Origin of the sequence: Nocardia sp. 852002-51101_SCH5132738 (assembly GCF_001665695.1) — a bacterium.
In the GTDB taxonomy this organism is placed as follows: domain Bacteria; phylum Actinomycetota; class Actinomycetes; order Mycobacteriales; family Mycobacteriaceae; genus Nocardia; species Nocardia nova.
Genome location: NZ_LZML01000150.1, coordinates 1 through 11,903 on the forward strand (window position 1 = coordinate 1; position 11,903 = coordinate 11,903).

Annotated in this window: 9 protein-coding genes and 1 tRNA gene; 6 read left to right on the top strand and 4 right to left on the bottom strand. The window is 65.6% G+C overall.

Annotated elements, in window-relative coordinates; all coding sequences use genetic code 11:
* Positions 1-606 (top strand): universal stress protein (locus A5789_RS35870; RefSeq protein WP_231956658.1); only part of this gene is annotated, 606 nt, incomplete at its 5' end.
* A 210-nt stretch (positions 607-816) separates the two neighbouring features.
* Here the strand turns inward: A5789_RS35870 and A5789_RS22595 are convergent.
* Positions 817-1,983: a 3'-5' exonuclease gene (locus tag A5789_RS22595; protein ID WP_155525958.1), complete on the bottom strand. Its 1,167-nt coding sequence runs from the start codon at positions 1,981-1,983 to the stop codon at positions 817-819.
* Positions 1,984-2,451: 468 nt separating this feature from the next.
* Between A5789_RS22595 and A5789_RS22600 the strand changes: the two genes are divergently transcribed.
* Positions 2,452-2,679, top strand: a complete 228-nt coding sequence (locus A5789_RS22600; protein WP_064901942.1) for a helix-turn-helix domain-containing protein — start codon at positions 2,452-2,454, stop codon at positions 2,677-2,679.
* Positions 2,676-4,004 (top strand): tyrosine-type recombinase/integrase, encoded by a 1,329-nt coding sequence (locus tag A5789_RS22605; RefSeq protein WP_082940883.1) that lies wholly within the window; start codon positions 2,676-2,678, stop codon positions 4,002-4,004. The genes A5789_RS22600 and A5789_RS22605 overlap by 4 nt, the downstream gene beginning before the upstream one ends.
* A gap of 88 nt (positions 4,005-4,092) precedes the next feature.
* Here the strand turns inward: A5789_RS22605 and A5789_RS22610 are convergent.
* Positions 4,093-4,166: transfer RNA gene (locus A5789_RS22610), tRNA-Met, on the bottom strand.
* 647 nt (positions 4,167-4,813) lie between these two features.
* Here A5789_RS22610 and A5789_RS22615 point away from each other — a divergent pair.
* Positions 4,814-5,347, top strand: coding sequence for a transglycosylase family protein (locus A5789_RS22615; protein WP_064906559.1), 534 nt, complete (start codon positions 4,814-4,816; stop codon positions 5,345-5,347).
* A 187-nt stretch (positions 5,348-5,534) separates the two neighbouring features.
* On the opposite strand, the gene A5789_RS22620 is transcribed toward A5789_RS22615, so the two are convergent.
* Positions 5,535-8,549 carry a UPF0182 family protein gene (locus A5789_RS22620; RefSeq protein WP_082856692.1) on the bottom strand — a complete coding sequence of 1,005 codons (3,015 nt, stop codon included), beginning with the start codon at positions 8,547-8,549 and terminating at the stop codon, positions 5,535-5,537.
* A 133-nt stretch (positions 8,550-8,682) separates the two neighbouring features.
* Here A5789_RS22620 and A5789_RS22625 point away from each other — a divergent pair, with 133 nt between their 5' ends.
* Positions 8,683-9,330 (top strand): PPA1309 family protein, encoded by a 648-nt coding sequence (locus A5789_RS22625; RefSeq protein WP_369828815.1) that lies wholly within the window; start codon positions 8,683-8,685, stop codon positions 9,328-9,330.
* Here the strand turns inward: A5789_RS22625 and A5789_RS22630 are convergent.
* A complete protein-coding gene (locus tag A5789_RS22630) occupies positions 9,327-10,352 on the bottom strand; it encodes a PDZ domain-containing protein (RefSeq protein ID WP_181064132.1) in 1,026 nt (341 codons plus the stop codon). The genes A5789_RS22625 and A5789_RS22630 overlap by 4 nt on opposite strands.
* Before the next feature lie 50 nt (positions 10,353-10,402).
* Between A5789_RS22630 and A5789_RS22635 the strand changes: the two genes are divergently transcribed.
* Positions 10,403-11,896 carry a zinc-dependent metalloprotease gene (locus A5789_RS22635; RefSeq protein ID WP_082856691.1) on the top strand — a complete coding sequence of 498 codons (1,494 nt, stop codon included), beginning with the start codon at positions 10,403-10,405 and terminating at the stop codon, positions 11,894-11,896.
* Positions 11,897-11,903: the final 7 nt, after the last annotated feature.

Genomic DNA, 11,903 nt, shown 5'->3' on the forward strand with positions numbered 1-11,903 from the left:
GACCCCCACCACCCCCCCCCCCCACAACCCCCCCACAACCACCCCCCCCCACCACAAAACCCCAACCAAACCCACCAACGCCCACAACCCCACCCCCCAAAACCACCCCACCCCGAAAACCCCCCACACACCACACCCACCGCCCGCCCGATACGCACCATCATCGTCGACACCGACCCCGCAGACCGCGACTACCGAGCCGTCGACCACGCCGCCGACCTGGCCCGCTCGAGCGGTGCCCGCCTCCTCATCACCTGCGTACACCACCCACTCGACCCCCACACCCTCACCAACGACCTCGACCACATCCACCCCGACGAATACCAACTGCGCGGCACCACCCCCACCGACACCATCCTGCGCACCGCCACAGACCACGCCCGCGCCCACGGCGCACCCCACATCGAAACCCACCTCCTCCCCGAACCAGCCCAACACTCACTCCTACAACTAGCCACCACCCAACACGCCGACCTCATCGTCGTCACCCAACCCACACCACACACATGGGCCGACCGCGCCACCAGCCACATCCTCGACACCCCCGCCATCAAACTCGCCCGCCACACCCCCTGCGACATCCTCATCATCCCCACCACCCGATAACGCACCCGCAACATCCACCACGGCAAACAACGCCAAAAACTTGACGCAAGACAAAATATGGATCCCATACCAGCGGGATCTACCCGATTCACAGCTGGTAATCAGCTTCGATGACCAACCGTCCTACAGGAAATTGCAGGTCATCCCCGTTCCCATGTTCACAGTGCCCCGCCGAAGGCGCGAACCTGCGACAGCCGTCATGCTCGCGCTTCAGCTCTGAGGATCGGTATGGCGTTCGAGACGGGCGGTGATGGCGTTGCGGTTCCGCCCGAATTCACGAATGAGTTCTTCGAGACTTGCCCCTTCGCTGGCACGCTGGGCAAGTCGGGCATCCTCTTCGTCGGTCCACCGCTTGTGTGAATTGGGGTGGACCCGGCGAAGTTCGTCGAACGTGTATTTCGGCATAGGCTTGGCCTGGTTTCGTGTCGAGGCTGGAGAAGGACCAAGGCCGCGGTGAAACATCCGCCACCTAACCGAGTTCGTGGTGTGCCCGAGCAGGCGACCGATGTCCTCGGGCGACTTCCCTTCAGCCACAAACGTATCCAGCTCCAGTTCCTCACGCTCGGTCCACACCTCCGGCAGGCGGCGTTTGGAGGGCCTGACACCAGTCGCGCCAGTGGGTCCTGACCCGTCCGGTGCCTCAGTCATCTGTTGCAGCTTCGAAAGGACGGCGCAGCAGTCCGCCAACGCACTGTGCGCACCGCTGGAAACGTGGAGTCGATACTCGCCGGCGGTTCGAGATTCGCCGAGCCATCGTGCATAGAGGGGCAGTACGTCCTCATACTTCCCATCATCCGTACCGAATGCCTCCCGCAGTCCGAGACGGGCAGCTTCAGCCGACAGGCGATCCCCGAACCGAGCGCTACTGTCCCAGAACACCACGCGCGATTCCGCGAGTAGTTCGACAAGACGGTCGCAGAGATCGCCGAACACGGCCACCTCCACACCGGCGACCATGTCCTCGGTGATACCGCACTCGGCCGACGTCCGAGAATCGATCGGTACACCATCGGGATACACGAGAGTGTCGAGAACAACTTCACCGTCCGTACGCACAGCGGCAACCTCAAGGATCCGCCCCTCTGCCCCAACACATTTCAAAGCCAAGACCACCGTCTGCGGATCATGCAGAATCTCAGCCGCCCACTGTGCCAGTGACTTCCGCCCACCATGGTCTGCAGGCACCATATCGTCGGCCGGAACGTCGGCGCTCTGCTCGTCCACAGCTGTCGCTGCGCTGGCGTCGAACAGAGGGACGAGTAGGTACGCGTCCGGCCTCCGGGGATCGTTAGGACGTTCGCCCCGCTGCCGAAGCTGTTGGCGGGTAAGCAATATCGGCGGAACTGCGCCGAGGTGATAGGTCGGTACGTCACCCATAGCACGGGTATACCGGAAAAGGCCGACACATCGAGCCGGGCCCGGGATGTTGCACGGGTGCCACGCGGAGCCAGCATGTCACCGGACCCCTCGTTGGCAGACGATCTCCCCCGCCCGTCCCGACCGGATAGCCCCACAGGGCGCGGCTGCGAAATTGCCGGTTCCAGCTCCATACCGACACCGGCCCACCCATCACAACGGCCACGATCGGCTCCATGCGACGAATTTTGCGGAGGACTGTCCAAATTCCGGACCGGCGCAGGAGTCCTAATACGTCCCATATCCACCCAAACACAGCGGTTCGATTTCCAGTTCGCATTCGCCGACCACACCGTTGACCGGCCGAATGACAGGGACGAAAAACCTTCTCGCACAAGGTGCTTGACCTAGCGAACACATGGAGCGTCAATAACCGACCGTACTAGTACGGTCCACGTCCCACCGCATCACAACGAAAGTAGGCAAACAATGCAAGGGATCAAACTCGATTCCGCCGGCACTCCTTGGGAGATGCTGCCGCTGCTATTGCCAATACCACGGGCGGCTGTTCTGCTCGGCATCAGCCGATCCGCCGCCTACCGGCTCGCCGAATCCCACGAGTTGCCGGTGAAGCGAATGGGCGGCCGCGTCTACGTCGTGACCGCGCGGCTGCGGGCACTCCTGGAAGACGAATCATCCGAGCAGGCCGCCGCATGAAACAGGGCCACGTCCGCAAACGCGGGAAAACCTGGTATTACCAGTTCCGGCTGCCGGAGAAGAAGCCCAACGGCAAACCCGACTACGACTCCAAAGGCGGGTTCGCCACCGAGAAGGAAGCCTGGGCCGCTTGCCGCGACGCCATGAAAGCGGTCGAGCAGAACAAGCACGTCAAACGCTCGAAAGTGACCGTCCGCACCTACCTTGTCGACCAGTGGCTGCCCGCGATCAAGATGACCGTCGACGCCACCACCTACGACAACTGGAAAGAACTGATCACCGCCTATGTCGTGCCCCGACTCGGCGATGGTGACCTGCAGAAGCTGACCGCACCGATGCTGGTGACCTTCTACACCGACCTGCTGACCAACGGACGCATCAAGCCCGACAACAACATTCGCATGTACGAGTACTGGGCGAAGACAACCCGCAACGGCCAGCGACCGACACCACGGGAAATCACCACCGCCTGCGGTGTCACCATCCACGCCGCCCGCGCGGCCGTCCGACGCTACAAGTCCGGACGGATACCGACACCGAAACCACCTGGGCTGCAACCCAAAACCGTCCGCAACATCCACATCGCCCTCCACCGGGCACTCGTCGACGCCGTCAACATCTGGAAATACCTCGTCGACAACCCCGCCGACCACGCGAAACCACCCCGCGTCGCCCAATCACGGCGGCCGGTCTGGACACCCGAACAAGCCACCCGGTTCATCAACAGCGTCCGCTTCGACCGGTTCTACGCCCTGTTCCGCCTCGAGCTGACCACCGGCCTACGTCGGGCAGAGATCTGCGGCGCCCACTGGCCCTCTCTCGATCTCGACGCCGGAGCGCTGTCGGTACACAAGGGACGTGTCGTCGTCGCCGGTCACGCACAAGACGCCGAGGTCAAAACCGAGGACTCCGCCCGCTGGATCGCCCTCGACACCGAAACAGTCCAAGCACTGCGGGCCTGGAAAGCGATCCAAGACGCCGAACGCGCGCTCTACGGCGACGACTACCGCGACACCGATTTCGTCTTCACCTACGAAGACGGCCGCCCCGCCCACCCCGACTCGATCCGGGAACGATTCAAACGCCTGGCCGCCCGCGCCGGACTACCCGAAATCCGCTTCTACGACCTACGCCACACCTACATCACCGGAGCCCTCATCGCCGGAATCAACCCCAAGGTCGTCAGCCAACGCGTGGGCCACACCGACGTGGCATTCACCATGAAAACCTACCAACACGTCCTGCCCGGCATGGACGAAGACGCCGCCACGATCGCGGCCGCGCACCTACTGGGCGGGACACCACGGACACCACAACACAGCTGACACTTAGTTTGGCTAATGATGCCAAACGTGATGCCAAACCGAACGAAAAACGGCCCCGGAACCATGGTTCCGGGGCCGTTTCCCCTAGTAGCGGGGACAGGATTTGAACCTGCGACCTCTGGGTTATGAGCCCAGCGAGCTACCGAGCTGCTCCACCCCGCGTCGGTGAACACAACATTACACACGAGTCGACAGGCGTAGCAAATCCTGTGGTCAGAGCGGTTTTCGAGAAGCGCAGACGCGATTTCGGCGCCGACCGCCGCGACCTCCATGAGCGGGTTCCACATCGCGGAATACGGTCGGCGACCCGGCCCTCACGGATCACGGGGGGACCATCGACCCGCCGAACAACGCGGGATCGCCACACGGATACGCCGAATCATTCGAACCGGCGACTCGATGCGGAAGCATCGCTTCACCCCGAATGACGGAGAACGTCTTGGGAAACGCGCGCGTTTCCAAAGAGCAGCCCGAAAAAACGTGACCCAGCCCACTATTTGCGCGTGATTCATCGCACATAACGACGACATAACGAACGACCGGAATGTCCGACCACTGCATAGCCAACCTGCATCAACGCTGGAATCCGGTTATTCGCTTCATGCAATTGCGTCTGTTATCAAGACGTGATCTGTCGAGATCTCTTCGTTATGGTCGAACGCGGCCCGGAGCGAACCCGTGATGGGCATCCAGACCCGAACCGTTGCACACCGGCAACCCTGCCCCGCGGTTCGGGGATCCCCGACCTCCTGGGGGCAGGGACGCGGCGGACCATCGCCGAGCCGGCGGGCGCAGGGAGGGACACCACCATGAACAAGAACCGGAAGATCAGCAGTCGCGCCCTCGGCTTCGCCGCCGTCGCCGGCGCCCTTGTTGCCGTCCCGTTCGCAGCTTCCACCACTGCTTCGGCTGCGCCCGCCCACGACTGGGACGGTGTCGCACAGTGCGAGAGCGGCGGCAACTGGAATATCAACACCGGCAACGGCTACTACGGCGGCCTGCAGTTCACGCAGTCCACCTGGAGCGCCAACGGTGGCAGCGGCTCGCCGCAGAACGCGAGCAAGGAAGAGCAGATCCGCGTCGCGGAGAACGTGCTGCAGACCCAGGGCTCCGGCGCCTGGCCGGTGTGCGGCCAGTACCTGCGCTACGCGCCCGCCGAGGAGACCCGGCCGGCCCCGCAGCCCGAGCCGACCGCTCCGGTCCAGCTGCCTAACGATCGCCAGGACCTGATCAACAAGGCCACCGACGCCGGCAAGCAGGCCGCGCAGCAGTTCGGTGTGGGCGAGCAGTTCCGGCAGATCCTCGACCAGAACAGCGGTCTGATCGACTCTCTCGGCCGCTGAGCCCGAGCGCGGTAGTACCGCGCACGCTTCTCATGCATTCGGCGCCGCCATCCGTGCGATGGCGGCGCCGAATGCCGTTTGTGGGGCAGGCCCGTCGTCGAGGCCGCCCGGCCAGGCACGGGCGCAGAACGCGAACGGCGCCCCGGGTGATCCCGGGGCGCCGTTGTCGTCGATCACCGGCCGGCCGTTAACCGCCGGCCTTGTTGTAATCGTCGATGGCCTTCTGGAGCCCTTCCAGCGCCTTGCCCAGCTGGCCGAGGTCACCCGACTTCTGGGCGTCCTCGACCCCCTTCAGGGCGTCGTTGAGCTCCTTCACCGCCGCGTCCTTCCCGGCCGACCCGGTGGTCGGCGGCGGCGCTGTCGTGGACGGCGGTGGCGTGTTCTGATTCGACGGCGGTGGTGAGGTACTGCCCTGCTGGCCGGGCGGGTTGATCGCCGCCTGCCCCGGCTGCTGGGTGGTCGCGGCGCCCAGCCCGTCTTGCACGTCGTTGAGCGCATCACCCAGCGTGGACTGGTAGCCGACCTTGTCCCCATAGGAGGCGAGCACCTTCACCAGCTGTGGGAAGGACGCCGTGGTCGGTCCACTGTTGCGTTCCAGGTACCACGGTTCGACGTAGAGGATGCCGCCTTCGCCGATCGGCAGGGTGAGCAGGTTGCCGTATTTGATCTTGTTGGTGTTACCACCGGTCAGCAATGTCCGATCGTTCGAGACGCGGGCATCGGTGGTCATCGACGTCTGGACCTGTTGCGGCCCCGGCGTCTGCGAATCCGTCGGCAACTTGAGCACCGTGAACTTGCCGTAGTTCTCCGGATCGGAGGCGACCTGGATGTACGCCGCGAGGAACTGGCGTTTGAAGCCGACCATCGCACTGGTCAGATTGAACTGCGGCCGACCGGTTTTCGGATCACCGATGAGCACGTAGTACGGCGGCTGATGGGCGTTGGTCGGGGTGTCGGAGGTCGGATCGTTGGGCACCGACCAGAACGCGTTGTTGGTGAAGAACTCGCGCGGATCGTTGACGTGGTAGCGCGCCAGCATCTCGCGTTGCACCTTGAACAGATCCTCCGGATACCGGAAGTGGGCACGCAGCTCCGGCGAGATCTCGCTCTGCGGCTTCACCGAGTTCGGGAACACCCCGCGCCACGCGTTGAGCACCGGATCGGTGGGATCCACGTCGTAGAGGTTGACCGTGCCGTCGTAGGCGTCGACCGTGGCCTTGACGGAGTTGCGGATGTAGCTGACTTCCTTGCGCGGCAGCGTGCGACCGGTGTTCTGATCGATGCTGTCCTCGGTGACTCCCTCCAGCGAGGTCCGCTGCGCGTACGGGAAGTTGTCGAGCGTGGTGTAGGCGTCGACGATCCAGAGGATGCGTCCGTTCACCACGGCTGGGTACATATCGCCGTCGGTGGTCAGCCACGGCGCCACCTGCTGTACGCGGCTGCGCGGATCACGGTTGTAGATGATCTTCGAATCCGAGCCGATGGCGCCGGAGAACAGGATGTTGCGTTCGGCGTACTTGGCGGCGAAGGCGAGCCGGTTGAACCAGTTGCCGATCGGGACACCGCCCTGGCCGGTGTAGGTGTACTGCTCGGTGCCGGTGTCGTATTCGCGCGGCGGCTGGTTGTTCCCGCCCACGATGGCGTAGTCGGCATCCGATTTCGAGATCATCTCGCCGTAGTAGATGCGCGGCTGATCGACCGGGATGGCCTGCCTGTCCTTCGGTGTGAACAGATCGCTGACCGTCGACTTGTCGCCGACGTTGAAGACCGGATATCCGTACCCGCCGCTGGAGCTGCTGGTGCCGGCGCCGGTGGCGGCCTGCTGCGTCTCCTTGGGCGGGGCCACGTTCACCCGGTTGGCCGGAGAGGCGACGAAGCCGTCACCGTGGGTGTAGACGGTGTGCTTGTTGATCCAGTCGGTCTGGTTACCCGACAGGTTCTGCGGCACCAGTTCGCGAGCCGCGACGATGTAGTCCTGCTTCTCGCCGTTGATGGTGTAGCGGTCGATGTCCAGCGGGTCCGGGAAGCCGTAGAAGTTCTGCAGCTGCTGGCGCTGGATGAAGGTCTGGGTCAGCAGATTCGGATCCAGCAGCCGGATGTTGCCGATGGTCTGCTGATCGGCCGGAATCGAACCCGGGTCCTTCGTCTGCGAACCCTTGTAGTCGACGTAGGAGACCTTGTCGTCGGTGAGCCCGTAGGCCTGCCGCGTCGCCGTGATGTTGCGTTCGATGTACGTCGCTTCCTTGGTCGCGGCGTTCGGGCGTACCTCGAACTGCTCGACCACCAGCGGCCACACCGCGCCGACCAGGATCGACGACAGCAACAGCAGGGCGGCCGCCATCGCGGGCACGCGCAAATCGCGCAGCACCACGCCGGCGAAGAACGCGACGGCGCAGATGATCGCGATCGACATCAGGATCAGCTTGGCCGGCAGGACGGCGTTGATATCGGTGTAGGAACCGCCGGTGAAGGTGGGTTCCTTGCGGGTGCTCGACAGCAGCGAATACCGGTCGAACCAGTAGGCGACCGCCTTCAGCACCACGAACGTGCCCGCGATCAGCGCCAGCTGGATGCGCGCCGGGCGGGTCAGCGTGCCCTCCCGCCCGGACAGCCGCAGCCCGCCGAAGATGTAGTGGGTGACGAGGTTGGCGAAGAACGCGATCACCACCGCCACGAACAGCCAGTTCAGCAGCAGCTTGTAGAACGGCAGATCGAAGGCGTAGAAACCGACGTCGATGTTGAACTGCGGATCCTTGATCCCGAACGAGCCGCCGTGCAGGAACAGCTGCACCGTGACCCAGCTCGACTGTGCGACCAACCCCGATAGTAGGCCGACCAGGACCGGGATGCCGATCCCGAACAGCCGCAACCGGCCCATCACGGTGGTGCGGTAGCGGGCGATCGGATCGCTGGGACCGGACACCGGGACGAAGACCGGGCGCGTTCGATAGGCGGCCAGCAACGCCAGCCAGACCAGGGCCCCGACCACGATCGCGACGATGAGGAACAACAGGAGCCGGGTGACGAGCACCGTGGTGAACACCTGGCGGAAGCCGACCTCGCCGAACCACAACCAGTTGGTGTACGCGTCGGTCAACCGGGGGCCGACCAGCAGTAACGCCGCAATCACGAGCGCGGTGATCAGCAATATCCGGCTGCGGCGAGACAGCGAAGGTAAGCCTGTCGGGGGGCGCATGCCCACGATGCCACTCTCCCAGGTCCGGCGGCGTACCGAAGCGATTGTCGCCGATACACCGCAGTCCGATGATGCGTATGGTCCCTGCGGACCGTCTCTCGCGCCCCACTCTACGTAAAACGGGTCGGCTTGGATCGGGATGGCTCCGGTATGCCGTGGCGGGGACGCGGGCGCTCGCGCTGGACGTACAGTGTCGGCCGTGACTGTGGACAATCCCTCCTCCGCCCTGTACCGCTGCATCCGGGACGTGGCCGAGTTCGCCGACACCGAGGGCTGGGATCAGCCGCCGCAGTTGTTCGCGCTGGTGCCGACCGCCGACCTGGTGGCCGCCGAGCCGACGCTCGAGGATCAGCTCGACGACGGGGCCGCGTTGACTCCCATCGCCCAGGAACCGCTTCCGGACGATCTGAGCGGCGATTCGATGGCGCTCGACGAATTCCTCGCCACCACCAGCTGGCCGCCCGCCGTCGAGGGGGTGGTGCTGGTGCAGCAGATCGTGGTGCTGCCGCCGACCGCCGAACGCACGCTCGACGAGGCCATCGCACCGCTGCTGGCCGACCGCGACGCCGCCGACGCCGCCGGCCGCGACGCCGCGCAGACGCATCCCGAACGCCGCGACGCCCGGCTCTACGCGGGCGTGCTCCGCGGCGGAGTCTCGTTGTGCCTGTTGCAGTTACGCCCCGAGGAGGACGAGGCCTTCCCCGAGCTGGATCTGCGCACCGCGCCGAACCTGGCCCCCAACCTGGTCGACGCGCTGCGCCACACGCTCGAGAACGAGCCGGATTAACCGCAGCTGGGGGCCGGGCGTCCGGCGTTGATGTCGTCCAGCGACTGCACCGCGGCGGTCAACGTGTCGACCTTCACGAGCTTCAGGCCCTCCGGGGTGCGCTGGCGGGCCTCGTTGCAATTGTCGGCGGGGACCAGGAAGGTCTCCGCGCCAGCGTCGCGGGCCGCGATCATCTTGTACTGGATACCGCCGATCGGGCCGACCTTGCCCTGCGGATCGATGGTCCCGGTGCCGGCGACGAAGCGTCCGCCGTTGAGTTCACCGGGGCTGAGCTTGTCGACCAGGGCCAGGCTGAACATCAGGCCGGCCGAGGGGCCGCCGATATCGGCGAGGTTGAAATCGACCTGCAGCGGACCGGCCGGCACCTGCTGCGGAGTGACGCCGAGGTAGGCCTTGTTCGAATCGTCCGGGCGCGCACCGAGTTTCACCTCGACCGTCTGTTCGGCGCCGCCGCGGCGGATCACCATCGGGATCGTCGTCCCCGGGGCGGCGCCCTGCACCGCGTCGATCACGTCCTTGGAGGTCGCGATCGGTTTCCCGTTCACGCTCACAAGTTCGTCGCCCTTCTGCAGCACCGCTTTGGCAGGGCCGTCGTCGGCCACCACGCGCACCTGAACCTTGGTCGGATACTTCAGAAAGTTCAGCGCCGCCAGTTCGGCGTTGTCCTCGGACTCCTTGAAATCGGCCTGGTTGGACTTGTCCACCTGGTCGCGGGGAACGCCGGGCGGGTAGACCTCGGCGCGCGGCACCAAGCCGTAGCGGCCGTCCACCCACAAGCCCATCGCCTCGAATATATTCAGCCCGTCGCGAACGGAGACCGTCGTCATGTTCAGGTGTCCCGAGGTCGGATCCACCGCGGCGCCCTGCACCGCGACGACCTGCTTGCCCTCCACCTCGCCGAGGGTATTGAAGGTGGGACCAGGGCCGAGAGCGACGAACGGCACCGTCACCGCACTGCCCACCACACCGAGGACGAGCACGGGCACCAGAGCCGCTATCAAGGTGATGATCCGACGATTCACCCGGCCCACAGTAGCGGCTCCACGATCACCATCCGCGTAGCCTTGGGGGCATGAGCGACGTGCCCTTCGGATTCTCGAACCGCGACGACGATCCCGACCGCGACAAGCGTGACGATCAGGCCGGTTCCGGAGCGAACAACCCCTTCGCCTTCGGCATGGGGTCTTCGGGCGCGGCCGGATTCGATCCCGCGGCCTTCGGGCAGATGCTGACCTCGCTCGGGCAGATGTTCTCCACCATGAGCCAGCCGGGCGGCCAGGCGAGTCCGGTCAACTACGACGTCGCCAAGCGGCTGGCTCGCCAGCAACTCGGATCGACGGTCGCGCCGATCACCGACGGTGCGCAGCGCGCCGTCAGCGATGCCGCGCATCTGGCCGAACTGTGGTTGGACGCGGCGACCACCCTGCCCGCCGGGGCCACCAGGACGGTCGCGTGGTCGCCCAACGATTGGATCGAGCAGACACTGCCGACCTGGAAGCGGCTGTGCGATCCGGTCGCCGAGCAGGTCTCGGGTATGTGGAGTTCGACACTGCCGGAGGAGGCCAAGCAGTTCGCCGGGCCGATGCTCGGCATGCTCGGGCAGATGGGTGGTCTGGCCTTCGGCTCGCAGCTGGGGCAGGCGCTGGGACAGCTCGCCCAGGAGGTGCTGACCTCCACCGATATCGGGCTGCCGCTGGGTCCGGCCGGAACCGCGGCGCTGTTGCCCAGCGCGATCAGCGAATTCAGCAAGGGCCTGGAACGTCCCGAAAGCGAGATCCTGGTCTATCTGGCCGCCCGCGAGGCCGCTCACCAGCGGCTGTTCGCCCATGTGCCGTGGCTGCGGCAGCAGGTGCTGGGCGCGGTCGAGGATTACGCGCGGGGCATCCGCATGGACTTCTCCGCGATCGAGGAGGCCGCGCAGAACATCGATCCGATGTCGCTGACCGATCCGTCGAAACTCGAGGAACTGCTGTCGCAGGGCACCTTCGAACCGCAGACCACCCCGGAGCAGAAGGCCGCGCTGGAGCGGCTGGAAACGCTGCTGGCACTGATCGAGGGCTGGGTTCAGGTCGTGGTGGCCGAGGCGGTCGGCGACCGGCTGCCCGGTGCGGGTGCGCTGGCCGAGACGCTGCGCCGCCGCCGCGCCACCGGCGGTCCGGCCGAGCAGACCTTCGCCACGCTGGTCGGCTTGGAGTTGCGTCCGCGCAAGCTGCGGGAGGCGGCCACGCTGTGGCAGCGGCTGACCACCGACGCGGGAATGTCGGCGCGCGACGCGGTGTGGGCGCATCCGGATCTGCTGCCCAGCTCCGAGGATCTCGACAAGCCGAGCGGCTTCATCGACGGTGTGATCGGCGGCGGCGCCGATGTTTTCGACGATCCGCTGGCGCAGCTGGCCGAGACCGAGGCCCGCGAACGCCGCGAAGGCGCTGCGGCGCAACAGGAGCGGCCGAACGAGAACGCGGCAGGCGACAAGAGCCCGGAAGGCACTGCCGCCCAGGACGATTCCGGTTCGGGCACGAATCCGCCGGACGCCGGTGACGAGCGCGGCGAGAACGAGGATCGCTGACCGGCGG

Excerpts from the sequence above, each read along its gene's own strand:
- A5789_RS22595 (WP_155525958.1), bottom strand. The coding sequence starts at position 1,983 with ATGGGTGACGTACCGACCTATCACCTCGGCGCAGTTCCGCCGATATTG.
- A5789_RS22600 (WP_064901942.1), top strand. The coding sequence starts at position 2,452 with ATGCAAGGGATCAAACTCGATTCCGCCGGCACTCCTTGGGAGATGCTG.
- A5789_RS22605 (WP_082940883.1), top strand. The coding sequence starts at position 2,676 with ATGAAACAGGGCCACGTCCGCAAACGCGGGAAAACCTGGTATTACCAG.
- A5789_RS22635 (WP_082856691.1), top strand. The coding sequence starts at position 10,403 with ATGAGCGACGTGCCCTTCGGATTCTCGAACCGCGACGACGATCCCGAC.
- A5789_RS22615 (WP_064906559.1), top strand. The coding sequence starts at position 4,814 with ATGAACAAGAACCGGAAGATCAGCAGTCGCGCCCTCGGCTTCGCCGCC.
- A5789_RS22625 (WP_369828815.1), top strand. The coding sequence starts at position 8,683 with ATGGCTCCGGTATGCCGTGGCGGGGACGCGGGCGCTCGCGCTGGACGT.